Genomic DNA, 24427 nt, shown 5'->3' with positions numbered 1-24427 from the left:
CAGACGGCGGCGCCGCATCATCGGCGCCGCAGACTAAAGTCAGTCGGTCAGATCGTCATAGACTTCCAAGGTCTTGCCCGCATACATCAGGCCCGGGCCGCCGGCCATCTGGATCGCGGTGCCTGCAATCTCGGCGACTTCCTCGCGCGTGACGTCAAGGCGGATCAGGGCGGATACATGCGAATTGATACAAGGCTCGCACCGTAGCGCGATGGCCATGCCAAGCGATACCAGCTCTTTCTCCCGCTTGGTCAGGGCGCCGTCTTTGGACGCGGCCTGTTCCAGCGCAACAAATCCTGCAAACGTTTCGGGGATGGCCTTGCGCAAATTACGCAGTTGTTTTCGCTTGTGATCCAGATCGTCTTTGGCTGACATTTCGCTCTCCTTGCATGTCATTTGACGCCAGAAACCACGCTGCTGTCGGCGCGACCTTGATCCGGATCAGATGGCTGTGAAGAAAATGGGCCAGTTCCGCCCCCTCCGATCCCGGAGAGGGCGGCGTTGTTTAGGCCAGTAGCCGACGCGCGATGACCTGTGCCTGAATTTCGGCGGCACCCTCGAAGATATTCAGGATACGCGCGTCACAAAGGATGCGGCTGATCGTGTATTCAAGCGCAAACCCGTTGCCACCGTGAATCTGCAACCCGTTATCGGCAGCCGCCCAGGCAACCCGGGCCCCCAGCAGTTTCGCCATCCCGGCCTCAAGGTCGCACCGATGGCCGTGATCCTTTTCCCATGCCGAGAAATAGGTCAGCTGGCGCGCCACGGTCAGTTCCACCGTCATCATCGCCAGCTTGCCAGAGACGCGCGGGAAGTTGATCAGTGATTTGCCAAATTGCTTGCGGTCCTGCGCATAGCGCATCGACACGTCCAGCGCGGCCTGTGCCACACCGATGGCGCGAGCGGCGGTCTGGATCCGGGCCGATTCAAAGGTCTCCATCAACTGCTTGAAACCCTTGCCCTCTTCCCCGCCCAAAAGGTTTTCGCCTTTGACGTGGAAGTTGTCGAAGGCCAGCTCGTATTCCTTCATGCCGCGATAGCCCAGCACTTCGATCTCGCCACCGGTCATGCCCTCGGTCGGGAAGGGGGCCTCGTCCGTGCCGGGCGTTTTCTCTGCCAGGAACATCGACAGGCCACGGTGATCGGTCGTGTCAGGATCGGTGCGCGCCAGCAGCGTCATGACATGGGTGCGGGCGGCATGGGTGATCCATGTCTTGTTGCCGGTCACGCGGTAATCGTCGCCATCCTTCACCGCGCGGGTGCGCAATGCGCCAAGGTCAGACCCGGTATTGGGTTCGGTAAAGACGGCCGTGGGCAGGATCTCTCCGCTCGCGAGGCGGGGCAGCCATTGTTCCTTTTGCGCGTCAGTGCCGCCGCACAGGATCAGTTCTGCCGCGATCTCGGAGCGGGTGCCAAGCGAGCCGACACCGATATAGCCACGCGACAGCTCTTCAGACACAACAACCATGGATGCCTTGGAAAGACCCAGACCGCCGTGATCCTCGGGGATGGTCAGGCCGAAGACGCCCATCTCGGCCAATTCCTCGATGACGTCCATCGGGATCAATTCGTCCTTGAGGTGCCAGTCATGGGCATGCGGTTCGATCCGGTCAATCGCGTAGCGGCGGAACTGTTCGCGGATCATTTCCAGCTCGTCTTCGAGCCCGGACGCGCCAAAGATGATATTGGCAGATTGCTCTTCCATCAGCGCCACAAGCCGGGTGCGCGCCGCCTGGCTGTTTCCGCCTTGGGTCAGCTGTTCAATCTCGGGTGTTGCCAGCGGCGCGAGGTCATCCTGCGACAGCCCGATATCGCCGGGACGCGATATTTCGCCCTGGCTCATCGGGATGCCGCCCTTGATCTGATTGAGGTACTCCCCAAAGGCGATTTGATGGATCAGCTGCTCGATCTCGCCGAATTTGCCGTCGGCCTGAAGCGTCTCGGCCCATTTCTGCATCTGCCGCAGCGCCTCGGAATAGGTGGCAAGCCACGCAAGCCCATGGGTTGCGGTCTGGTTGGCCTCGACAAGCGCACCGGAGACACGGCTGCCCTCGGTAACCCGGTCACGCAGCGCGGCGCGCGCCGTCTCGAAAACCTTTGCGACCGGATCTATGGCCGCCCCGGTCAGGGTGAGAAGGTCGGGCAGCAAAATCGGTTGAGTCATCGTCAGGTCCTGTCCGTCATGGGCCATGAATCACATCCTTCTTTTTCTGCGGTACGGCATAATCCTTTCGCGGGCGCAGCGCAACAAAATACCGAAAAAGTGCTGCCTGTTGTTCAAAAATTGCGCGAAGGTTTGGGCCTGTAAACCGCGTGACAAAATGTTATCGGCAGGTATGGACATGATTTTCGACATTGTTTCCCCGCTTCAACTAGGTGGCGCCATCGCGGTGGCAATGCTGGCGGGGCTGATAAAGGGGCTTGTCGGCTTTGCAATGCCGATGATTCTCATATCGGGGATGAGCATGTTCGTATCCCCGGAAATCGCATTGGCAGGTTTGATTCTGCCGACACTGGTGACCAATGGCATTCAGGCATTGCGGCAGGGACCCCGCGCCGCGGTTCAGTCGGTCATGCGGTTCAGAATATTTCTTTGTTCGATGCTGGCAATGCTTCTGGTTTCGGCCCAACTGGTCCGGGTGCTGCCGGGGGAATGGTTGCTGATTTTCATCGGTGGGCCGATCAGCCTGTTCGCGATATCGCAGCTTGCCGGGTTTCCCCTGCGTTTGGCGCGCGGGCCATCAAAGCTCATTGAGGCCGGCGTGGGCGGGTTTGCAGGCTTTATCGGGGGCCTTTCTGGCGTCTGGGGGCCGCCGACCGTGGCTTATCTGACCGCGCTGGATACGGAAAAGCGGGAACATGTACGCGTCCAGGGGGTGATCTATGGTGTCGGGGCGGTCGCATTGTTTGCGGCGCATGTCGGCTCTGGCGTGTTGACGCCTCGGACCGCGTTGTTCTCGCTCATTCTTGTGCCACCGGCTGTGGCGGCGATGTCCCTGGGTGTCAAAGTGCACGACCGCATCGATCAGAAAGCCTTTCGCAAGGCGACATTGCTGGTGCTGCTCATCGCGGGGCTGAACCTTCTGCGCCGGGCGATTTTTGCCTGACACCGCGGGTCTGTAACAAGAAAAATAGCGCCACGAGTTGCCTCGGGCGCCATTCTGTTTCGAACTGTCGTCGTGATTAGCCGATGGCTGCAGCCTTCACGTCGTCGTCGATATAGGGCACGTATTGCGCGAAATTCTCGGCAAACATGTGCACCAGCTTTTCGGCCTGTTCGTCATAGGCCTCAGCGTCGGCCCAGGTCTGGCGTGGGTCGAGCAGAACCTGCGGGACGCCCGGAACCGAGACGGGAACCTCGAAGCCGAAATTCGGATCCTTGCGGAATTCCGCATCTGCAAGCGAGCCATCAAGTGCTGCGGAAAGCAATGCACGGGTGGCCTTGATCGGCATCCGGCTGCCCGTGCCGTAAGCACCGCCGGTCCAACCGGTATTGACCAGCCAGCAGGTCGCACCATGCTTTGCAATCTTGTCGCGCAGCAGGTTGCCATAGGCCTCTGGACGGCGCGGCATGAAGGGCGCACCGAAACAGGTCGAGAAGGTGGGTTCGGGTTCAGTCACCCCGCGTTCCGTTCCGGCAACCTTGGACGTGAAGCCCGAAAGGAAGTGGTACATCGCCTGCGCAGGCGTCAACCGTGCGATCGGCGGCAGAACCCCGAATGCATCGCAGGTCAGCATGATGACGTTCTTGGGGTGGCCCCCCATCGCGCTGGCGCTGGCGTTGGAAATATACTCCAGCGGGTAGGCGCAGCGCATGTTGGCGGTCAGGCTGTCATCCTCGAAATCCAGCTCGAACGTTTCGGGGTCGAAAACCATGTTTTCGATGACGGTGCCGAATTTGCGGGTCGTGGCGTAGATTTCCGGCTCTGCCTCGGCGCTGAGATTAATGGTCTTGGCATAGCAGCCACCCTCGAAGTTGAAGGTGCCGCGATCCGACCAGCCATGCTCGTCATCGCCGATCAGCACCCGGCTTGGATCAGCGGACAGCGTTGTTTTGCCGGTGCCGGACAGGCCAAAAAAGACCGCCGCATCAACAGGGTTTCCGGGGGCATGGTTGGCCGAGCAGTGCATCGGCATGATGCCTTTTTCCGGCAAGAGATAGTTCAGCAGCGTGAACACGGATTTCTTGTTCTCGCCCGCGTATTCAGTGCCGCCGATCAGGATAAGCTTGGCATCGAAATTCAGCGCAATGACCGTTTCGGACCGACAATTGTGGCGCTCCGGGTCGGCCTTGAAGCTGGGGCAGTTGATTATGGTGAAATCAGCGGTGAAATCATCCACCTCGTCACGCTCGGGACGACGCAGCATGTGGCGGTTGAACAGGGCATGCCATGCCAGTTCGGTGACCATGCGCACATCGATCGAATGCGCGGGATCAGCACCGCCCACCAGATCCTGAACGAAATACTCGCGGCCCTTCATGTGTTCCAGCATGTCGGCGTGCAGCGTCGCAAAGCCTTCCGGCGACATTTCCGCGTTGCTTTCCCACCAGATCTTGTCCGCGACATTGGGCGATTTGACGATATGTTTGTCCTTTGGGGACCGGCCGGTGAATTTCCCGGTGGTCACCAGAAAGGCGCCGCCATTTCCCAATGTACCTTCATCACGTTTAAGCGCGGCTTCAATCAGCGCCGGCTCCATAAGATTGTAATAGACATTTCCCAGCCCCTCGATCCCCTGATCTTCAAGGCGGAATTGCGGGTTTACCCGTCCAAATGTCATGTTTCCAAGCTCCTGTAGCCGCGCGTCAAGCGGCGATTTTCAGATTTCGCGTGCCGTCACTGGCGCGCTGCCCCCAAGCTTTCGTTCGGGAGTAGGTCGTCCTTATCATGCCGAATTGTGTCGTGAACAGGACGCAAACGCACAGTTAGCGCAATCAGGGGACGTTTAGCGCAATCATCTTGCGCGGCCGGTTTCTGATAGGAGTCGATTTAGCTCTTGGTAACGTCTTTTGACGACAAAAGGGAAACACCGGCGGTGATGATTCGCCATTCTGTACCGCGCTTGCGGGGTTGATGGGCGGAAAGCCCCCGGTGACGCAGCTATCGGCCAAGGCCAGGGGATCTTCAATGTCCAGAATCGCGCTTGTTGACGATGACAGAAATATCCTGACATCCGTGGCCATAACGCTTGAGGCGGAGGGCTTCGAGGTGGAAACCTACAGTGACGGGCAGGCTGCGCTGGACGGGTTCGGCGGGACGTTTCCTGACATGGCCGTGTTTGATATCAAGATGCCGCGCATGGACGGGATAGACCTGTTGCAGCGCGTGCGGCAGCTCAGCTCGATGCCGGTGATCTTTCTCACCTCCAAGGATGATGAGATCGACGAGGTGCTGGGCTTACGCATGGGCGCCGATGACTACGTGAAGAAACCGTTCAGCCAAAGGCTTCTGGTCGAGCGTATCCGCGCCCTTTTGCGTCGCAAGGAAGCGATGGAAAGCGGCGAGGTTGGCGATACCGAAGAGTCCAAGATCATTGTGCGTGGTGAACTGTCGATGGACCCGATGCGCCATTCCGTCAGCTGGAAGGGCAAAGATGTAACACTGACCGTGACGGAGTTCCTGTTGTTGCAGGCGCTTGCGCAACGCCCGGGTTTCGTGAAATCGCGGGATCAATTGATGGATGTGGCCTATGGCGATCAGGTTTACGTGGATGACCGCACCATCGACAGCCACATAAAACGGCTGCGCAAAAAGCTGCGAAACGCTGATTCCGAATTCTCTTCGATCGAGACGCTTTATGGGATCGGTTACCGGTACAACGAAGAGTAACCATGACGCTTGCAGAAGGCATATCGCCGCAAGGCCGCGGGGCAATCTCCCGGGAAGCCGTTGATGCCGACGAGGAAGAGCTGCGCGCGCCAAGCGGGCGTTTTTCTTTCAACTGGTCCCCGCTGACCCGCAAGATCATTCTGTACAATTTGATTGCATTGACGGTGCTCGTTGTCGGCGTCCTTAACCTCAATCACTCTGACGATGCCTTGGCGAAGTTGCATCGCCAGAATCTGGTCACCGAAGCGGAACTGATTGCGGCCGTTCTTGAGACGCGCCTTGCGCCTGTTGCCCGCTCCGGTCAGGAACAGGCGGATATCCTCAAAGCACGCGAAGCGCTGGACGACATGACCCTTGGCGGGAACAGCGTCTTTGTCTTCGACAGGGGTGCCCGACTTGTTGCTGAGCGAAAAGAATATGCAGACCCTCGCGGGGTGGAAGAAGGGCAGGGGACTACCCTTACCTACCTGTTGTCGAAACTCTCACAGCGACAGTCGGCATTTCTTGCGAATACAACCGCGCCAAGATCTGCACAGCTTTCGGCTGAAGCGGTCCTGCAAGACCTGCTCGGCCCCGGGCCGCTGCCCGAGGATATGGCCACGACCGGGGTCGTCACGGGCAGGCATGAGACCGGAGCCAGGTTCTTTGCGGTCGCGACTCCAGTTTATTTGGACGGACGTCTTATAGGAACGATTGGGCTGGTCAAAGAGGCGGGCGAGATCGAAGAGATCCTCCATGCCGCGCACGAACCCCTGCTGCAACTGGCCGTGATTGCTGCGCTCGTCTCGATCGGGTTGAGCCTGCTTCTTGCGTCCATGATCGCCACGCCTCTCTCGGAATTGGCGGAGGCTGCCGAGCTTGGCCGGGACCGAAATCGGCGCAGTTCGACGACCGGGCGCATCAGAATTCCCGACCTTACAGCGCGCAACGACGAGGTCGGTCGTTTGTCCGGGGCTTTGCGCGGAATGGTTTCTGCGCTTTATGATCGAATTGACAGCAACGAACAATTTGCCGCCGATGTAGCGCACGAGATCAAGAACCCTCTGGCTTCCCTCCGTTCGGCCGTCGGTACCCTGCGTATCGCGCGGAACGAAGGCCAGATGGAAAATCTTCTTGATGTCATAGAACACGATGTTCGCCGTCTTGACCGCCTGGTCAGCGACATCTCGAATGCGTCCCGGCTGGACAGCGAGTTGGTGAAAGAGGAAGAAGTTCAGTTCAACCTCCTCGAAACGCTTGCGAACATCTCGGAGTTTCTGGGGGCGGAGGCGGGGCGTAAGGGGATAGATCTGATCGTCGATTTCCCCAACTCGCCCATCCACGTCTACGGTATCGAGGCGCGTCTGGCACAGGTTTTCGTCAACCTGATCACCAATGCCATCAGCTTTTGCGAAGACGGTGACGCGATACGTCTGTGGGCACGTCAGCGCGAAAACCGGATCCTCGTTGTTGTCGAAGATACCGGGCCCGGAATCCCCGAGGAGGCTCTGACCAAGGTGTTCAAACGGTTCTACTCTGAACGGCCCGAGAGTGACTTTGGCAATAATTCCGGCCTCGGATTGGCAATTTCGAAACAGATCGTCGAGGCGCATGGCGGCGTCATATGGGCGGAAAATATCCGGCCGACCGAGGCGGATATAACCTCTGACCCGCTGGGGGCGCGTTTTGTTGTGGGGTTGCCGGTCTGACACATAGGTCCGGGCGCAAGGCTATGATCGTTGCCGCTTTGGCCCAACGTCATGCGAAAACACGAAACGATACCGGAAAACTGTTGCAGTGGCCGAAGGCGGTGCTGATTGTCGCAGCTGACTTTCCCAACCGTCTGGAGTTCTGGCAGGCCGTGATATGAGCACCGAAAGCACGATCCTGCACGCCACCACCGTTTCGGTGGAAGGCCGCGGCGCTGTCATCATTGGCCCTTCCGGTGCGGGGAAATCGGCCCTTGCGCTCGACATGATGAGCCGCGGAGCAAAGCTGGTCGCCGATGACCGGACAGAGATCTATGCGACCGGGCAGGATTCGGTGCTGATGGCGCGTGCGCCAACCGGGCTTCCTTCGCTGATCGAGGCGCGAGGCGTCGGGTTGTTGAATGCGCAACTCGTCGGACCGGTCGAGGTTCATCTGGTGGTTGATCTGGAGAAGGCCGAGACGCAGCGCCTGCCTGAATTCCGGTCGATAGATTTGCTCGGGCTTTCTGTTCCGCTACTTCACAGAGCCGAGACCACCTGTTTTGCAGCCTCTCTTAAACACTATCTCTTGTTCGGAAGGAGAGACTGACATGTCTGCCATGAACGAGAAAGCGCAGCGAGTGATATTCGTGACCGGCCCGTCAGGCGCCGGGCGGTCGACCGCGATCAACGCGCTAGAGGATATCGGGTTCGAGGCGATCGATAATCTGCCCCTCAGCCTGATTCCACGCCTGCTGGACGGCGAGGCGCCCCGCCCGATGGCGCTGGGAATTGATGCAAGGGGGCGCGACTTTTCCCCCGAAGGCCTTCTGGCAATGCAGGCGCAGCTGGCCGGGGATGATCGTATCACTTCAGAGCTGTTGTACCTCGATTGTCAGGCCGATGTCTTGCTGCGCCGTTTTTCAGAAACCCGGCGACGCCACCCCCTCTCCCCGGACGACGCCCCCGGTGAAGGGATTGCGCGCGAGATGGGGTTGCTTGCACCGGTGCGCAGCGCCGCTGACCTGCTGATTGAAACCAGCGACCTGACCCCACATGATTTGCGCGCCCAGTTGCAACGCTGGTTTGGTGCCGAAACCGGTCAGGGGTTGGCCGTTGCCCTGCATTCCTTCAGCTACAAGCGCGGGTTGCCCAACGGTGTCGACCTTGTTCTCGATTGCCGCTTTCTCAACAACCCGTATTGGCAGCAAGGGCTGCGCAAGCTCACGGGCCTGGACAGGGACGTCAGCGAATATGTGGCGCGCGATAGCCGCTATGAGGCGTTCATCGATAAGGTCACCGATCTGGTCGCATTTCTGCTGCCGGCCTCTGTAGATGAGGGCAAAGCGCACTTCTCGGTTGGTTTTGGATGTACCGGCGGACGGCACAGGTCTGTTGCCGTTACGGAATGCGTGGCGCGTGCCCTTGCGCAACAAGGCTGGCGGGTGTCAATTAGGCATCGCGAACTGGAACGTCTTGGCTTGGCCGCCGAAACGTCTCGCATCGTGCAGACAGGCGGAGAGACCCAGAGTTGATCGGTATCGTGATCGTGGCGCATGGAGGTCTGGCGAAAGAGTATCTTTCGGCAGTCGAACATGTGGTTGGGACACAGCAGGGCGTGCGAACGGTCGCCATCGAGGCTGACCATAACCGCAACGCCAAGCAGGCAGAGATCTGCCGGGCTGCCAATGATGTTGATCATGGCGATGGCGTGGTGATTGTCACCGACATGTTCGGTGGGTCGCCATCCAATCTGTCACTCATGGCTTGCCAGCCATCGAACCGACGGATTCTATATGGTGCCAATCTGCCGATGCTGATCAAGCTGGCGAAAAGCCGCCAGTTGCCGGTCACGGATGCAGTTCGCTCGGCGCTCGAGGCTGGCCGAAAGTATATTGACAGTCAGAATATTTCTCCGGACTAAGGCGCATCATGTCAAACTCTATCCGCCGCACGCTTCAGATCGTGAATGAAAAGGGGCTGCACGCCCGCGCCTCCGCAAAGTTGGTGGAAGTTGTCGAAGGTTTCGATGCTTCCGTCGAGGTCTGCAAAGACGGGATGAGTGCGTCCGGCGACAGCATCATGGGGCTTTTGATGTTGGCAGCCTCCAAGGGAACCACTATTGACGTCGAGATATCCGGCCCCGATGCCGGCGCTCTGGCAGATGCGGTAGAAGCGCTGGTGGCCGACCGGTTTGGCGAGGATATGTGAGATGCAACCTGGAAGGACATGCCGGTTTGGTTGACAGTACGCAGTCTCAGCGGGATTTGATGTCTGGCAAGACCCGCCAATTGCTTGGCCAGGGGGATGGCACCAATCTCGCTGACCAGCCCTATGACCGCCGCCGCCTGTCCTATGCCAACACGTTTGAAAATGCCTTTCAGGTCAAGACCATCCAGGCGATGGAGCTTTTGACCGGCAAGCTGCGCCTGCTGCGCCGCATACGCAAGTTCGAAGCGATGGGTGTTCCCGAAGGTCAGGGTTTTTGGCAGCAGGCGCTGGACGTCATGGGCATCGACCTGATGACCCCAGCTGAACAGATTGCCCGGATTCCGAAGGAAGGTCCGCTCGTCATCACCGCGAACCACCCGCACGGCTTGATCGATGGGATGATTCTGGCAGAGCTGATCGGCCGCGTCAGGACCGATTACAAGATCTTGACGCGTTCGCTGCTGACCGGTGTTGGCGAGATCGAGCAATTCATGATCCCCGTCCCCTTCGCCCACGAGGCGGATGCGCTTCAGCAGAACCTCGAAATGCGCAAGCGCGCCATGCAGCATCTTCAGAACGGGGGCGTGGTGGTGCTGTTCCCTTCTGGGGTCGTGGCGTCTTCGTCGACCATGTTCGGCGATGCCGTGGAGGCGGATTGGAACCCGTTCACGGCGAAGATGATTCAGCGGTCGAACGCGCGGGTCATGCCCATCTTCTTCCCCGGGGCCAATTCACGTTGGTACCAGATGGCCAATCGCGTTTCGGCGACAATGCGGCAGGGCTTGCTGCTGTACGAGGTCGTCCACGCGCTGGACAAGCCACAAGCCCCTGTCGTCGGTCAGGTGATCGAGCGGGATGCGATCCAGGAATGGTCGAGCAATCCGCGCGGTTTCGTGGCTTGGTTGCGCGAGCAAACGCTGGCCCTGCGCGACGGCTGACACCTTATAGCGCGACAGTGTAAATCAAGTGATCTGCGTCTGCGGGCATGTGAAACTCTGCGCCCTGCGCGTCGTAAAAGGCGATGGCCGCAGCATTTCCCCGATGCACTTCGAATGTTGCACGGCCCCAACCCATCCTGCGCAACTCGGTCAGGCAGGCGTGCCAAAGCGCAGTTCCAAACCCTTGCCGGTGGTAGGATGACAGCAGATAAAGCGCGGCGATTTCACCTTCGGCGACAGGGCGCATGTCCGGGTTTCGCTGCGGTAGCGTCGAGGCGAATCCGATGATCTGGCCGTCAGCTTCTGCGACGAAGGTTGCGGCCCCCGGAGCCTCCTGCGTCAGGATCCGCTCCCATCTCTCTCGGCGTCGCGCGACGGTGTAGCTGTCGATCACATCGTCGGCCAGCAGGCCGCGATAGGTTTCACTCCAGGCAGTGACATGGACGCGCGCAATCTCTTCCGCGTCATCCGGCACCGCGGCGCGTATCACCGCGTCGGGACAGGGGTTTCGCCGCGGTAATCGTAGAAACCGCGCTTGGTCTTGCGTCCCAGCCATCCTGCCTCGACATATTTTGTCAGCAGGGGGCAGGGCCGGTATTTCGTGTCCGCCAGCCCGTCATGCAGGACGTTCATGATGGCAAGACAGGTGTCGAGCCCGATGAAATCTGCCAGCTCCAGCGGCCCCATCGGATGGTTGGCGCCCAGCTTCATCGACTGGTCGATGGAGTTCACGTTTCCGACGCCTTCGTACAGCGTGTATACCGCTTCGTTGATCATCGGCATCAGGATCCGGTTGACGATGAAGGCCGGGAAATCCTCGGCAGAGGCGGCCGTCTTGCCGAGCCGCTCAACCACGCCCAGACAGGCATCGTAGGTTTCCGCATCCGTCGCGATGCCGCGGATCAACTCCACAAGCTGCATGAGTGGGACGGGGTTCATGAAATGAAACCCCATGAACTTTTCAGGACGGTCGGTGCGGCTCGCAAGGCGGGTGATCGAGATCGACGACGTGTTGGAGGTGAGGATCGTGTGCGGTTCCAGATGCGGCAACAGCGCGTCGAAAATCTTCTGCTTGATCTCTTCGCGTTCGGTCGCTGCTTCGATGACCAGATCGGTCTTGCCCAGATCGGTCAACGTCATCGTCGTCTTGATGCGCGCCATGGCGGCGGCTTTGTCCTCGGCCGAAATCTTTTCGCGGCTGACTTGCCGGTCAAGGTTCCGGTCGATCAGGGCGACGGCCTTGTCCAGTGCTTCTTGGCTGACATCATTCAGCAGCACGTCGTATCCGGCCAGTGCCAGAACATGCGCAATGCCGTTTCCCATCTGCCCCGCGCCCACAACTCCGATCCGCGTGATGTCCATGCTTGCCCGTCCTGGTGAAAATGTTGCGCCGCAACAATGGCGCGCCCGGCAGGGACGTGCAAGGGCAGGTCGCGAAACTTCTTCTCAAGTTTTTCCTTTAGCCGAATCGCAACGGAATCTGGCGATTCTGTGGCCGGGAAGAAATGTGAGGTGGGTGAGATGACCTATGAAAGAACAGGCCAGCGCGGGCTGGAGTATTACCCGTGCCGATATCCGAATTCGCGTATCCTTTTTCGCGGGCCGAAGCGGCGGTTACAGGGAGACTATATCGCCTTTCTCGGTGGAACCGAGATTTTCGGACAGTTCCTGCGGGAACCGGTTCCGGGACTTGTCGAACGCGCTTTGGGCAAGACTTGTGTCAATTTCGGGGTGCGCAATGCAGGGCTGGACGTTTACCTGAACGAGCCCACGGTGATGGAGGCGGCTGCGTCCTCCGCTGCGACCGTGATCCAGGTGATGGGCGCGCCCAACATGTCGAACCGTTTCTACACGGTTCATCCGCGGCGCAACGATCGGTTCTTGAAAGCCTCTCGCGCGCTTCAGGACCTCTATCACGAGGTGGATTTTACGGAGTTCAATTTCAACCGGCATTTGTTGCACAGTCTACAAAGCCTGTCCCCGGACAGGTTTGCGGCAATCACTGAGGAATTGAGCGCCGCCTGGATATCCCGGATGAAACACATGTCGATGGTGCTGCGTAACCCAAAGATTTTGCTGTGGTTTTCCGAACATGCGCCAGACGAAGACGATTTCGCCCTTCTTCAGGACCCGCTGTTCGTGAACCGCGCGATGATCGAGGCTCTTCGCCCGTATGTTGACGAGGTTGTGGAGGTGGTGGCCAGCTCTGCTGCGCTTGTACGTCGGACCGACGGGATGGTTCTGGGTGCAACGGATCGGCCTGCGGCAGAAGAATTACTGGGGCCGATAGCTCATCAGGAGGCGGCAAACGCGCTGACCCCGGTCTTGTCCCGCGTGCTGCGCTGATCAGAGCGACCCGGAACGACAAAGGCCCGCCAATGGCGGGCCTTCTAGAACGCTCGGCTGGAAGAGGCTTAGCCCAGTTTTTCGGTCAGTTCCGGGACAGCGTCGAAGAGGTCTGCAACGAGGCCGAAGTCGGCGACTTGGAAGATCGGGGCTTCTTCGTCCTTGTTGATGGCGACGATGACCTTGGAATCCTTCATGCCTGCCAGATGCTGGATCGCGCCCGAGATGCCGATTGCGATGTAGAGCTCTGGTGCCACGACCTTACCGGTCTGTCCGACCTGCCAGTCATTCGGCGCAAACCCGCTGTCGACCGCTGCGCGCGATGCGCCAACGGCGGCACCCAGCTTGTCTGCGAGCGCCTCAATCATCGCGAAGTTCTCTTCCGAGCCGACACCGCGCCCGCCGGAGACCACGACACCGGCCGAGGTGAGCTCCGGACGGTCGCTTGCAGCGACCTTGTCCTCGACCCATTCGGACAGGCCGGGGTTTTCGGTCGCCGAGATCGTCTCGACCGGGGCAGCAGCTTGTTCACCGGCTGCGTCGAAGGTCGACGTGCGGAACGAAATCACCTTCGTCGCGTCCGAAGATTTGACCGTCTGGATCGCGTTGCCCGCATAGATGGGGCGTTCGAAAGTTGCGCCATCAACGACACCCGACACATCGGTCAGCACCATGACATCCAGCAGGGCCGCAACGCGGGGCAGGATGTTTTTCGCATCCGTCGTTGCAGGTGCCACGATATGTTCATAATCGCCTGCAAGGCTGACGATCAGCGCGGCAGTCGCTTCCGCCAGACGGTGGCCAAGGCCCGCATCCTCGGCGCACAGCACCTTGGAAACACCGTCGATCTTGGCCGCTGCTTCTGCTGCGGCTGCGGCGGTTGCGCCGACACAAAGCGCGGTCACATCGCCAAGCGACTTGGCGGCTGCAACAGCCTTGGCGGTGGCGTCCAGCGCCAGTTCACCATCATTCACTTCGGCAAGGAGAAGAACAGCCATTACACAGCCCCCGCTTCTTTGAGTTTCGCGACAAGCTCGTCGACCGAGCCAACCTTGATGCCCGCAGCACGTTCCGCCGGTTCGGAAGTCTTGACGACTTCGAGACGCGGAGAAACATCGACGCCGTAATCAGCGGCGGTCTTCTCGTCCATCGGCTTTTTCTTGGCCTTCATGATGTTCGGCAGCGACGCGTAGCGCGGCTCGTTCAGGCGCAGGTCAACGGTGACAATCGCAGGCATCTTGACCTTGATCGTCTGAAGGCCACCATCGACTTCGCGTGTCACGGTTGCCGCGTCGCCTTCGATGTCCAGTTTCGAGGCGAAGGTTGCCTGCGACCAGCCCAGCAGCGCCGAGACCATCTGGCCGGTGGCGTTCATGTCATTGTCAATCGCCTGCTTGCCGCACAGCACGAGGCCGGGCTGTTCTTCTTCGACGATTTTCGCCAGGATCTTGGCAACGGCAAGCGGTTCGATATCGGTGTGCACGTCATCTGCGGCAACCACCAGAATGGCCCGGTCCGCGCCCATCGCCAGCGCGGTGCGCAGCGTTTCCTGGCTTTGCTTGACGCCGATGCTGACCGCGACGATCTCGTCTGCCTTGCCCGCTTCCTTGAGGCGGATCGCCTCTTCAACGGCAATCTCGTCGAACGGGTTCATCGACATCTTCACATTGGCAAGATCGACACCCGAACCGTCCGCTTTCACACGAACTTTCACGTTGTAGTCGATCACACGCTTGACCGGCACAAGGACCTTCATCGGCGTAACTCTCCTTTTGGTGACAAGCCGCTCGCGATGCGGCCTTTGAAGACTTCTTCGGGGTTGATAGCGGCTCTGCACGGGGGGAAACAGACCAAAATCGTCACGTTAGCGCCAACCTACGCCGCTTTTCGGTGGCTCCGACGGAACGTCACGCGCCGATTGGCGACAAATCTTTCTCAAAGCGTTCCACTCCGGGTCCGTGAGGGCAGGGCGAAAGACCGCGTTGTCGGGTGTGGCATCCCGCGCAGCGGCAATACGGTCCCCCATCTGCGGGTGACTCAGGAAATGGGCAACGATGCCTTCCGGCTCTCCATTTTCCTTCAGGAGACGTTCGAAGAAGCTGCCAATCGCCGACGGGGGCAACGCTGCTGCGAGAAGGGTTTCATGCGCGAAGCGGTCTGCCGCCTCTTCAGCATCGCGCGCATAGGTGGCGTCGATCAGGCGTTCAGCAAGGAACAGCACCAGCGCACCGCCCGCGAAATCCCCGAAGATCAGGCCCAGCACCCCTATGGAGCCAGCCGACCGCAGCGCATGCCGGGTTGGGTCACGACTGATGACATGCCCGATTTCATGGGCAAAGACAGCGGCGACCTCTTCGGGTGTCTCGGCGGCGTCGATCAGCCCGCGGAACAGCACGATATATCCGCCGGGCAGGGCGAAGGCATTGACCATGTCATGGTCCAGAACATGGACGGACAAGGGGCCGGGCAGGTCAAGCCCAGCCGTCAACCGCCTCTCAAGCTGGTCAAGCGCGGCCATCCCTTCGGCCGCGGTGCAGAAAGGCACAGGCTGTAGCCCGGTCTGGTCAAGCGCGCTGCGGATCTGCGTGAGTGTCACCTCGCCCAAAGCGTGTTCGCCCCCGGGCGGGATATGGTCAGCCAGCTGATTGGCAAGGCGCGGCACCAGAAGCAGGACGATGACAGCGACCGCACCCACGGCCGCGACCGCCCATGCGGCGATCCGGCCGGGGCGGCTCACCGGGGCGCGTCGCGTTCGGTGGGGCAGGCGCGGGGCAAGCGTGCGGTTGGGCAGAAACAGCCGCTGCACGGGGTCCCCGTCGAGCCGCAGCATCATGACATCGCGACCCGCCTGGTCCGGAACTTCACGGATCTTGTTAAGCGGCCAGCGATGTTCGGATTGGGCGAGAGCTATCACCAACTCCCGCGCCTCTTCGTCAAGGGTGAGTGTGGCGTTCTGGGGTACGGCCTTGTCACCGTCGAAAAACGCGGCCTCGCCGACAAAGGCGGCCGGTTCCGTTCCGACGCGGATCACCGTGCTCATATCGCAGCCCCAAGGTCCAGCGCCTCGGCGAACCCTTCCGCTTCGCTGAACTCGTCGCGGGCGCGCTGGCTGATACCCTTCAAGGCGTCTGCGCCGGTGATGGTCAGCGTTTCCGCGTAGTGACGCAGCAGGGGCATCGTGACGAAAGCGTGTCGCAACGCGCCCCAAAGAAGAAAGAGCGCGAAATAGCACAGCGCCGTCAGCGCGATCAGCACAGCTTCGGGCAGTGCGCTGATGGCACTGGCGGAAAAGGGAAGCTCCATTGAGCCGCCTGTTGAAGAGGTCTGGAGCGCCAGCAGTGGCAGGGTGAGGAGCGCGGCCGGGATGGCGACGACAATGATCGTCGTGATGTAGCCCACGATATAGATGCCGAAGACGCGAAGCGGGCTGGGATTGGCCCGCAGGCCCAGCCCGGCGGCGGATTTGTGATCCATCAGCATCTTCCAGCTGACCACGTTGTAATGCACGGCGGCGTAGATCCCAGCAGCACCCGCCAGGACAGCAATTCCGATGGCCGTACCGATATTGCCGGTGAAAAAGCACAGGGCAGCTATGGCGAGCATTGCCAGCACAGGCAGGACGGGCAGCGCCGCGCGGTATAGCATCGTCCAGCTTCCGCCCTGTTCGATCCGGGCAGTGCCGTACCAGCTCCGCTCGGCGCGATATTTCTCCAGCATGAAGGTCATCCGGGGCCACAGCAGCCCCAGCGAAATCAGCGTCACCGCCCAATGGACAAGCGCGCGACCGGCGTAACCCCATGCCCCCGGATCAACACCCAGCCGAATGCCACGCCAGCGGGTGCGTCCCAGCACGTAGCGCCTTGCGCGGTAGCTGGCATAGAACCACAGGGGGATGACGCCGATGAAGCTTGCAACATATGCCGCCGTGTTGCTTTGAAAAAGCGAGAAACTGGCGAACACCAGCAGCAGGTTCACGATGCCGACATAGAAGGCGAGGATGACAACGGCGATCAGAAATCCAAGCAGCTTTTCGAACGGATCGCCGAGATATTCCAGCGGATGCCCGCCGGGGCGGATCGCAGACCAGTACCACCGGCGCAGGCGGGTTTTCATCCAGAACCGATAAATTCCAAGGGTCAGGATCGTCAGAAAATCCATCTTGAGCGCGAGCCACAGAAGCCGACGGCGCGCGCCCACGAAGCTGATGGAAAGTTCGTCAGGTGAAGGTGTTGTCTCTGGGGAATCCGCGGGGGGCCATGCGGCCTGTTCCGGCCCGCTTTCCGATCCATTCGTCAAGGGTGGATTCGGTGCGGGTGCGTCCGGCCGGGTCGCGCCAGGAGAGGCCTTCTGCCAGGGTGAACGTGGTGGCATCTGACAATCCCCCGTCCTTGTACTTCTGCATCCGGACGCCTTTACCTCGACCCATCTCGGGCAGTTCATCCAGCGCAAAGACCAGAACCTTGCGGTTTTCGCCCACCACGGCAACGTGGTCGCCGCTCACCGGTTTGCAGATCTTCGCGCGCGTGTCCCCGCGCACGTTGAGGACCTGCTTGCCGGTCCGCGTCTGCGCGATCACGTCCGTTTCGGGAACAACGAACCCATCGCCTGCTGAGGACGCGATCAGCAGCTTGCCGTCGGGCCGGTGGATGAACAGATCGACGATCTCTGCTTCGTTGGGAAGGTCCACCATCAGGCGCAAAGGTTCGCCCATACCACGCCCGCCGGGCAGATTGGCGCCGGACAGGGTATAGAACCGCCCGTTTGTCCCGAAGACGAGCAGTCGGTCCGTCGTTTCCGCATGGAAGATGAAGCGCGGGCCGTCGCCATCCTTGAATTTCAGCTCCCGCGTCAGATCGATATGACCGGTCATGGCCCGGATCCACCCCATCTGAGAACATACGATGGTGATCGGTTCGCGCTCTATCATCGCCTCGATAGGCACATCCGGCGCGTCCGTAGCCTCGGCAAAGGTGGTCCGCCGGGCGCCGGCTTCGTAATTCTTGCCGAATGCCTTTTTCGTCTCTTTCAGCTGTTCGGAAATCTGCGCCCATTGCAGGCCGCCATCTTCCAGAAGATCCTCCAGCCCGGCGCGTTCCTCCATCAGGGCATCGCGTTCGCGGACCAGCTCCATCTCTTCGAGACGACGCAGGCTGCGCAGGCGCATGTTGAGGATCGCCTCGGCCTGAACTTCGGTCAGTCCCAGCCCCTCATCCGATGCAGCGGGGGGCGAGACATAATCGGTCTGATCGGTGGCACGCACAAAGGTCCGGCCCCAATCCTCGCGCATCAAGGCGCCCTTGGGGTCGTCATCATAGCGGATGATGTCAATTACGCGGTCGAGGTTCAGAAAGGCGACGATCAGGCCTTCAAGCACTTCCAGCCGGTGGTCGATCTTCTCCATCCGGTGCTGGCTGCGACGGATCAGGACCTCGCGCCGGAAGTCGAGGAAGGCGCGCAGCACCTCCTTCATGGAGCAGACCTTGGGCGTCAGCCCGTCGATCAATACGTTCATGTTCAGGCTGAAGCGCACTTCAAGATCGGAATTCCTGAACAGCATCCCCATCAAAACATCCGGATCGACATTCTTTGACCGCGGTTCCAGCACCATGCGAATATCATCGGCGGATTCGTCGCGCACATCGGCAAGGATCGGGATCTTCTTGGTCTGGATCAGCTCGGCGATACGTTCGACGAGTTTGGACTTTTGTACCTGATAGGGAATTTCGGTGACCACGACCTGCCATTGCCCGCGGCCCAGATCCTCGACATTCCAGCGACAGCGCAGACGGAAAGACCCGCGCCCCGTCCGATAGGCCTGAGCGATGTTTTCCTTTGGCTCGACCAGCACGCCGCCGGTGGGGAAATCCGGGCCGGGCACATATTGCAGCAAAGTGTCGTCGCGTGCGTCAGGTGTGCGGATGAGGTGCAGGCAGGCATCGACCAGTTCGGTGATGTTATGGGGCGGGATATTCGTCGCCATACCCACTGCAATGCCGGATGATCCGTTGGCCAGCAGAGTGGGGAAAGTGGCAGGCAGAACGACCGGTTCGGTCAGGGTGCCGTCATAATTATCCCGAAAATCGACGGCGTTTTCGTTCAGCCCGTCCAGCATCGCCTCGGAAACGACGGTCAGGCGCGCCTCTGTATATCGGCTCGCCGCCGGGTTGTCGCCGTCGATATTTCCGAAGTTGCCCTGGCCATCCACAAGCGGATAGCGGACAGCGAAATCCTGTGCCAGCCGCGCCATTGCATCGTAGATCGCAGCGTCGCCATGCGGGTGGTAATTCCCCATCACGTCGCCGGAGATCTTGGCGGATTTTCTGAAGCCTCCGGTGGAACTTAGCCGCAGCTCGCGCATTGCATACAGGATGCGTCGGTGAACAGGTTTCAACCCGTCACGCGCATCGGGCAGCGCACGATGCATAATCGTACTGAGAGCATAGGTCAGGTATCTTTCGCCGATAGCGCGGCGCAGGGGCTCTGACAGATCGCGAGGGTTCATGTTGTTGTTGTCTACACCGTCATCCATAGATGATGTGATACCTGCGAGCACAGACAGCGTAAAGCTACGCGGGGAAAAATTAGGTAATTTTACACATAGGAATATTCAGGGAATCGGTTATGAACTCCCTCACAGCGCTTTGGCACGCTGTATGTATGGTGAAACGGGTTCAAGGTGGGCGGTCCTATGGTACGATTGATGGTTCTTACGTTTGGGGTACTGGGCTGGAGCTTTTACGAGTTGAGCGGTGGTTCGGATTTTGTACCGGCGACAGCAAGCGCAGAGATGTCTGAGCGCGTCAACGATGTGACCCGCGCAGACACGTCTCCGGCGGACCTGTTGTCGGTCAAATCCGCCGCCGCGTCGGTTGCACCGGTGTCCAAGTTGCAGAAAACACAGCAGGTCGAAGGTGTGCAGCTTGCCTCCTTCTCTGTCGACAAACCCGCAGCCACGCCGGTTGCTCTGGTCGACAGCAAGCCGCGCAATGCGACGAAACTTGTTCGCTTGGGCGCGCCCGAAGCAGCAGCCGATGCGCAGGCTGCAAGCCCCGAGCTTTCGGATCGCGACGTCGAACTGCGCTTGGTGGATGGCAACCGGGTGAACATGCGCAACGGTCCGGGCACCACCTACAGCGTCCTTGGCAAATTGTCGCGCGGTGAAGCGGTTGAGATCCTTCAAGACAATGGCGATGGCTGGGTCAAGCTGCGCACGGTCGAAACCGGTCGCGTGGGCTGGATGGCCGATTTTCTTCTGGCTTCGGCCAATTGACGCCCATGCGGGGGCTTGATCGCCCCCGCCCGATTGCGCCAGCACGACGAATACACTAGCCCGTTTCACAGATTGTGCGGGAAAGTCATGTCCAGAAAATCCATTCTCATCACCGGCTGCTCGTCCGGGATCGGTTACGACGCGGCCTATGCCATGCGCGATGCGGGTTGGCTGGTTTTTGCCTCCTGCCGCCGGGAAGAGGATTGCGAACATCTGCGCAGCGAAGGCTTCATCTCGCCCCGGATCGACTACGCCGATCCCGAATCCATCGTAAACGGGCTGAGCGAAGTGCTCGAAGCGACCGACGGCACGCTTGACGCGCTTTTCAACAACGGTGCGTTTGCCACGCCCGGCGCGGTCGAGGATCTTCCGCGCGGTGCGTTGCAGGAAATCTTTGAAACCAATGTCTTCGGCGTTCATGAGCTGACCACTCTGGCCTTGCAGATCATGCGGGCGCAGGGCCACGGGCGGATCGTCAACTGTTCATCGGTTCTGGGATTTGTCGCCGCACCCTGGCGCGGTGCCTACGTCGCCAGCAAATTCGCGCTTGAGGGTCTGACCGACACGTTGCGGATAGAAATGAGCGACACCGACATTAAGGTCATCCTGATCGCGCCCGGCCCGATCGGCACGTCTTTCCGCCAGAATTCCATCCCGCAATTTGAACGTTGGGTGGATTGGGAAAACTCTGCCCGCGCAGAGCAGTATCGCAACAGTCTCCTCAAACGTCTCTACGAAGATGCGGGTCCGACAAAGTTCGAACTACCACCCTCTTCGGTGTCCAGGGTGCTGCTGCGGGCCTTGAATGCACGGAACCCGCGCGCAAGATACCGGGTGACGGCCGTGACGCGCGCGATGGCAGTGCTGCGCCGCCTGCTGCCCACCCGCGCCATGGATGCGATCCTTTCACGCGGCTGAAACGCTCGATTAAGCGTTCGCTTTCGCGCTGTATTGGCCTACATCGGGCAGATACCTTGATACGGGGACAACATGACCAAGGACCCACTTTTCATTCTGATCGCCGTGGTAATGATCGCGGTGGTTGTGATTCTCATGACGGGGATCGGAGGTTTCGCCAAGGGCGGCGAATTCAACAAGAAATACGCCAACAAGATCATGCGATACCGGATCGCGGCGCAATTCGTGGCGGTGGTGCTGATCCTGCTTTTCGTCTGGCTGAAACCTTAAGGGCAAATTCATGGTCGTATTGAACAAGATTTACACCAGAACCGGTGACCAGGGTGAAACCGCTTTGGGAAACGGTGCGCGCGTGGCCAAGCATTCCATGCGGGTGACGGCGTATGGCACGGTAGACGAGCTGAACTCTGTCCTCGGGATCGCGCGGCTGAATGCTGACGAGGATCTCGATGCCTCGCTGCGTCGCATTCAGAACGATCTGTTCGATCTTGGGGCGGATCTGTGTCGGCCGGACATGGACAAGGATGCCGAGGCTGAATACCCGCCCCTCAGGATGGTCGATGCGCAGGTGGTGCGGCTTGAGGCCGAAATCGACGCGATGAATGCCGATCTTGCCCCGCTGCGCAGTTTCATCTTGCCGGGCGGCAGCGCGCTTTCCGCACATCTGCATATGTGCCGAACGGTGTCGCGCCGGGCAGAGCGGTTGGCAGTTGAGCTGACAACGGTGGAGCAGGTGAACCCGGCAGCCGTGAAATACCTCAATCGACTGTCCGACTGGTTCTTTGTCGCCGCGCGCCGCGCCAATGACAACGGCGCCCAGGACGTGTTGTGGGTTCCGGGTGCGAACCGCTGACAAGCGGCGGCGCGTCCAGTGGACGCGGCGGCCCCCGGAAGCGCCGTAAGGCGCCGGTCCGCAGGACGGGTGCGAACCGCTGACAAGCGGCGCCCGTACAGTCACAAAGGCTCGCACTCCAGCCACACCCCGCCTTCCGGCCGTAGCGTGAGGATCATCACGGGGTCGGGGTCGCGACCTTTGATCGCGGTGAAACGGAACCGCGAGAGCAACGTAGCGAGAATCAGCACGGCTTCCTGCAGGGCAAAGCTGGCACCAATGCAGATCCTCGGCCCGTCCCCGAATGGCAGATAAGCGTAGCGGTCGACTTTGCCACGCGCCCAGCGTTCAGGCCGAAACGCATCAGGGTCCACCCAAAGCTGGTGGTGCCGGTGCAGCGCGTATATCGGAACCATCACGGTGTCGCCCGGCCGAATTTCACGCCCGCAAAGTTCATCCGCTTCGCGCGCCGTCCGCGAAACCAACGCGGCCGGTGGGTAAAGCCGCAGCGCCTCGTCCACGATGCGCCGGATCAGACCGAGCTTTGGCAGGTCTTCGGCGTCGAACCGGCTGCGCGATCCCAGAACATTGCGCGCTTCTTGTCGCGCTTCGTCCTGCACGGCAGGGTCAAAGGCACACAGGTAAAGCGACCATGACAGGGCGAGCGCCGTCGTTTCGTGCCCGGCGACGATGAAGGTCAGAAGGTTGTCGCGCATCTCTGCCGTGTTCATCCTCCGCCCTGTTTCGGGGTCTTCGCCCGCAAGCAGGAGGTCCAGAAGGTCAGGCACGCCGTCCGACCGGCGCTTTGCGCGCGCTTCGATTGCGCGGTCGGCCAGCGATTTGGTCGCTTTCATCGCCTGCCCCGAAACCATCCGGCCGGGGCGCGGAATCCAGTCCGGCAGACCGAAGATATCGAAAAGCGAAACTTTGCCGGCTTCGACGATATATTGTTCGATCGCGTCATGTACGGCACTGCGGTCAATGCCCTGATCCTGCGAAAACGTCACCTCGGATATCACGTCGAAGGTTGTCGCCACCATCTCGTCATAAAGATTGACCGCGTGGCCAGTATGAGCTCCGATCCGTTCGACCGTGCGGATCGCGGCGTCTGACATCACCGGCGCGAGGTTTGACACGTTGCGATGCGAAAATGCCGGGGCCGTGGCCCTGCGCTGCCACCGCCAATGCGCGCCTTCGGCAATAAAAAGGGATTCGCCAATCGCGGGGCGCAGCATGTTCTTGGTCACATCGGATTTCGGGTAGTTATCCAGTTTTTCCAACAGCATGCGCTTTAGTGCACCGGGGTCCATCACCATGTGCCAGCGCTTGCCCGTCCGTCCGGAGACCATTGGCTGCCGCGTTGCGATATCCGGGATGATCGACAAAAGGTTGGTGCGAGCGGCGCGCAGGCTGGCGAGTACGCCCATGGGCTGCGTCACAAGCGGGACACGCACCGGGAGGGGCGAAGTCTCTTCCAAAGGGTGGGGCATCTGCGGCATCGATCACCTCTTTCCTGCGTCAGATATAGGTCATGGCGCGGATGCTGCAAACCGTCGCCGATTGCACGCATGGGTCGGTTCGGCTATCCCGGCTGGACGAATTTACGAACCAGAGGTGACCGAGATGTTTCGACCGCTGACCTTCATGCTTGTTGCCTGTCTCGGGCTGTCGGCCTGCGCGAATGCGACGCGCGACCTTGACGAAATGCCAGAAGCGATTGGCGATTTCAGCCTCGGCTTCGCGGCAGCTGTGGCGCCATCGCCGCAAAAGCTTCTGGTGTCGCGAGAGGCCACACCGGAAGAATGGGTGGCCGTGGTTGAAGAGGCCTACGTTCAACGCTTCGACAGATTCGAAGGCGGGAAACGCTACAATTTCGGTCTGAAGGTAGAGGCATATTCGCTGCCGCCCCCCATTGTGCCGGGAAAGTCCGCGGTCCAGATCGCCGTGACCGTCTGGGATGATGCGGCCGCAACAAAGCTGAACGAGGAGCCAAAGGCGATTGCCGTGATCAAGGTCTTTGAAACCCGTCTGGCCTCATCGCGCGAAGAATCGATGGAGGCGCTTGCGGCAGAAGCGGCGTTGGCGACCGAAACTTGGATGCGCGAGCAGCAGGCAGCGGAGGGATGGTTTGCCCCCGCGGCCCCTGTCATGGACGCATCGGGTGCCGAGATAACTTCCGAGCCCGCCAAAGCTGTGATGGAAAACACCGAAGCTGCCCTGTCGGGCAACTGACGCTTGATTTTCTCAGCCTGAGCAAATAAATGGCCCGCGATGCAACTCGGGTCGTCTGACCCCCCAATCAACGAGGCGCCTGAAGGTATGGCAAAGGAAAAGTTTGAGCGTTCTAAACCGCATTGCAACATTGGCACGATTGGCCATGTTGACCACGGCAAGACGACGCTGACGGCTGCGAT

The 24427-nt window shown here is 60.1% G+C and carries 27 protein-coding genes; 16 read left to right on the top strand and 11 right to left on the bottom strand.

Features of this window, described 5'->3' with window-relative positions; genetic code table 11:
- Positions 1 to 39: 39 nt before the first annotated feature.
- Both EDD52_RS20510 and EDD52_RS20505 read right to left on the bottom strand, forming a co-directional pair.
- On the bottom strand, positions 40 to 375 hold the full coding sequence (locus tag EDD52_RS20510; RefSeq protein WP_132248492.1) for a carboxymuconolactone decarboxylase family protein: 336 nt from the start codon (positions 373 to 375) through the stop codon (positions 40 to 42).
- Positions 376 to 505: 130 nt separating this feature from the next.
- The gene (locus tag EDD52_RS20505) at positions 506 to 2191 is read right to left on the bottom strand and encodes an acyl-CoA dehydrogenase family protein (RefSeq protein WP_132248490.1); all 1686 of its coding nucleotides are present in this window, start codon (positions 2189 to 2191) and stop codon (positions 506 to 508) included.
- A gap of 145 nt (positions 2192 to 2336) precedes the next feature.
- Between EDD52_RS20505 and EDD52_RS20500 the strand changes: the two genes are divergently transcribed.
- A complete protein-coding gene (locus EDD52_RS20500) occupies positions 2337 to 3107 on the top strand; it encodes a sulfite exporter TauE/SafE family protein (protein WP_132248488.1) in 771 nt (256 codons plus the stop codon).
- 76 nt (positions 3108 to 3183) lie between these two features.
- On the opposite strand, the gene EDD52_RS20495 is transcribed toward EDD52_RS20500, so the two are convergent.
- Positions 3184 to 4782 (bottom strand): phosphoenolpyruvate carboxykinase, encoded by a 1599-nt coding sequence (locus EDD52_RS20495; protein ID WP_132248486.1) that lies wholly within the window; start codon positions 4780 to 4782, stop codon positions 3184 to 3186.
- Positions 4783 to 5129: 347 nt separating this feature from the next.
- On the opposite strand from EDD52_RS20495, the gene EDD52_RS20490 reads away from it, so the two are divergent.
- Genes EDD52_RS20490 through EDD52_RS20460 form a run of 8 tightly spaced genes read left to right on the top strand, consistent with a single transcriptional unit; the run spans position 5130 to position 10647 of the window.
- Entirely contained in the window at positions 5130 to 5831 is a 702-nt protein-coding gene (locus tag EDD52_RS20490) for a response regulator transcription factor (protein ID WP_132248484.1), read from the top strand.
- Positions 5832 to 5833: 2 nt separating this feature from the next.
- Positions 5834 to 7519, top strand: a complete 1686-nt coding sequence (locus tag EDD52_RS20485; RefSeq protein WP_132248482.1) for a sensor histidine kinase — start codon at positions 5834 to 5836, stop codon at positions 7517 to 7519.
- 23 nt (positions 7520 to 7542) lie between these two features.
- Positions 7543 to 7680 (top strand): hypothetical protein, encoded by a 138-nt coding sequence (locus EDD52_RS23760; RefSeq protein ID WP_165907607.1) that lies wholly within the window; start codon positions 7543 to 7545, stop codon positions 7678 to 7680.
- The gene (locus EDD52_RS20480) at positions 7677 to 8108 is read left to right on the top strand and encodes an HPr kinase/phosphorylase (protein ID WP_132248480.1); all 432 of its coding nucleotides are present in this window, start codon (positions 7677 to 7679) and stop codon (positions 8106 to 8108) included. The genes EDD52_RS23760 and EDD52_RS20480 overlap by 4 nt, the downstream gene beginning before the upstream one ends.
- 1 nt (position 8109) lies before the next feature.
- Positions 8110 to 9033, top strand: a complete 924-nt coding sequence (gene rapZ / locus EDD52_RS20475; protein ID WP_132248478.1) for an RNase adapter RapZ — start codon at positions 8110 to 8112, stop codon at positions 9031 to 9033.
- Positions 9030 to 9422 carry a PTS sugar transporter subunit IIA gene (locus tag EDD52_RS20470; protein ID WP_132248476.1) on the top strand — a complete coding sequence of 131 codons (393 nt, stop codon included), beginning with the start codon at positions 9030 to 9032 and terminating at the stop codon, positions 9420 to 9422. The genes rapZ and EDD52_RS20470 overlap by 4 nt, the downstream gene beginning before the upstream one ends.
- 8 nt (positions 9423 to 9430) lie before the next feature.
- On the top strand, positions 9431 to 9709 hold the full coding sequence (locus tag EDD52_RS20465; RefSeq protein ID WP_132248474.1) for an HPr family phosphocarrier protein: 279 nt from the start codon (positions 9431 to 9433) through the stop codon (positions 9707 to 9709).
- Between the two features lie 59 nt (positions 9710 to 9768).
- On the top strand, positions 9769 to 10647 hold the full coding sequence (locus EDD52_RS20460; protein ID WP_132248472.1) for a lysophospholipid acyltransferase family protein: 879 nt from the start codon (positions 9769 to 9771) through the stop codon (positions 10645 to 10647).
- Between the two features lie 4 nt (positions 10648 to 10651).
- Here the strand turns inward: EDD52_RS20460 and EDD52_RS20455 are convergent, their stop codons facing one another.
- Positions 10652 to 11122 (bottom strand): GNAT family N-acetyltransferase, encoded by a 471-nt coding sequence (locus EDD52_RS20455; protein WP_165907606.1) that lies wholly within the window; start codon positions 11120 to 11122, stop codon positions 10652 to 10654.
- Between the two features lie 11 nt (positions 11123 to 11133).
- Entirely contained in the window at positions 11134 to 12009 is an 876-nt protein-coding gene (locus EDD52_RS20450) for a 3-hydroxybutyryl-CoA dehydrogenase (RefSeq protein WP_132248468.1), read from the bottom strand.
- Positions 12010 to 12168: 159 nt separating this feature from the next.
- Between EDD52_RS20450 and EDD52_RS20445 the strand changes: the two genes are divergently transcribed.
- Complete coding sequence (locus tag EDD52_RS20445) at positions 12169 to 12993, top strand: DUF6473 family protein (protein ID WP_132248466.1); 825 nt, start codon at positions 12169 to 12171, stop codon at positions 12991 to 12993.
- Positions 12994 to 13061: 68 nt separating this feature from the next.
- Here EDD52_RS20445 and EDD52_RS20440 read toward each other — a convergent pair whose 3' ends face one another.
- The 5 genes from EDD52_RS20440 to parC all read right to left on the bottom strand — a co-directional run bounded on the left by EDD52_RS20440 (position 13062) and on the right by parC (position 19522).
- Complete coding sequence (locus EDD52_RS20440) at positions 13062 to 13991, bottom strand: electron transfer flavoprotein subunit alpha/FixB family protein (protein WP_132248464.1); 930 nt, start codon at positions 13989 to 13991, stop codon at positions 13062 to 13064.
- Positions 13991 to 14749, bottom strand: a complete 759-nt coding sequence (locus tag EDD52_RS20435) for an electron transfer flavoprotein subunit beta/FixA family protein (protein ID WP_132248462.1) — start codon at positions 14747 to 14749, stop codon at positions 13991 to 13993. Before EDD52_RS20435 ends, EDD52_RS20440 begins: the two co-directional genes overlap by 1 nt.
- A 108-nt stretch (positions 14750 to 14857) precedes the next feature.
- Entirely contained in the window at positions 14858 to 16033 is a 1176-nt protein-coding gene (locus tag EDD52_RS20430) for a M48 family metallopeptidase (protein ID WP_132248460.1), read from the bottom strand.
- Positions 16030 to 17190 (bottom strand): DUF898 family protein, encoded by a 1161-nt coding sequence (locus tag EDD52_RS20425; RefSeq protein WP_279389281.1) that lies wholly within the window; start codon positions 17188 to 17190, stop codon positions 16030 to 16032. The genes EDD52_RS20430 and EDD52_RS20425 overlap by 4 nt, the downstream gene beginning before the upstream one ends.
- Positions 17191 to 17209: 19 nt before the next feature.
- A complete protein-coding gene (gene parC, locus EDD52_RS20420; RefSeq protein ID WP_132248456.1) occupies positions 17210 to 19522 on the bottom strand; it encodes a DNA topoisomerase IV subunit A in 2313 nt (770 codons plus the stop codon).
- A gap of 171 nt (positions 19523 to 19693) precedes the next feature.
- Between parC and EDD52_RS20415 the strand changes: the two genes are divergently transcribed.
- The 4 genes from EDD52_RS20415 to EDD52_RS20400 all read left to right on the top strand — a co-directional run bounded on the left by EDD52_RS20415 (position 19694) and on the right by EDD52_RS20400 (position 22034).
- Positions 19694 to 20263 (top strand): SH3 domain-containing protein, encoded by a 570-nt coding sequence (locus tag EDD52_RS20415; protein ID WP_165907605.1) that lies wholly within the window; start codon positions 19694 to 19696, stop codon positions 20261 to 20263.
- Positions 20264 to 20350: 87 nt separating this feature from the next.
- Complete coding sequence (locus EDD52_RS20410) at positions 20351 to 21181, top strand: SDR family NAD(P)-dependent oxidoreductase (RefSeq protein ID WP_132248452.1); 831 nt, start codon at positions 20351 to 20353, stop codon at positions 21179 to 21181.
- A 72-nt stretch (positions 21182 to 21253) separates the two neighbouring features.
- A complete protein-coding gene (locus EDD52_RS20405; protein ID WP_132248450.1) occupies positions 21254 to 21451 on the top strand; it encodes a twin transmembrane helix small protein in 198 nt (65 codons plus the stop codon).
- A gap of 10 nt (positions 21452 to 21461) precedes the next feature.
- Positions 21462 to 22034, top strand: coding sequence for a cob(I)yrinic acid a,c-diamide adenosyltransferase (locus EDD52_RS20400; protein ID WP_132248448.1), 573 nt, complete (start codon positions 21462 to 21464; stop codon positions 22032 to 22034).
- A 101-nt stretch (positions 22035 to 22135) separates the two neighbouring features.
- On the opposite strand, the gene EDD52_RS20395 is transcribed toward EDD52_RS20400, so the two are convergent.
- The gene (locus EDD52_RS20395; protein ID WP_424449934.1) at positions 22136 to 23512 is read right to left on the bottom strand and encodes a cytochrome P450; all 1377 of its coding nucleotides are present in this window, start codon (positions 23510 to 23512) and stop codon (positions 22136 to 22138) included.
- Between the two features lie 124 nt (positions 23513 to 23636).
- Between EDD52_RS20395 and EDD52_RS20390 the strand changes: the two genes are divergently transcribed.
- Both EDD52_RS20390 and EDD52_RS20385 read left to right on the top strand, forming a co-directional pair.
- Positions 23637 to 24245, top strand: a complete 609-nt coding sequence (locus tag EDD52_RS20390) for a hypothetical protein (RefSeq protein WP_132248446.1) — start codon at positions 23637 to 23639, stop codon at positions 24243 to 24245.
- Positions 24246 to 24332: 87 nt separating this feature from the next.
- Positions 24333 to 24427, top strand: a 95-nt coding sequence (locus EDD52_RS20385; RefSeq protein ID WP_131822069.1) for a GTP-binding protein, incomplete at its 3' end; no start/stop codon positions are given.

This window comes from Primorskyibacter sedentarius, assembly GCF_004342065.1.
GTDB classification, from domain to species: Bacteria; Pseudomonadota; Alphaproteobacteria; order Rhodobacterales; family Rhodobacteraceae; genus Primorskyibacter; species Primorskyibacter sedentarius.
The sequence above is the reverse complement of the archived record's forward strand: the minus strand, read 5'-3'. Positions and strand labels throughout refer to the sequence as shown.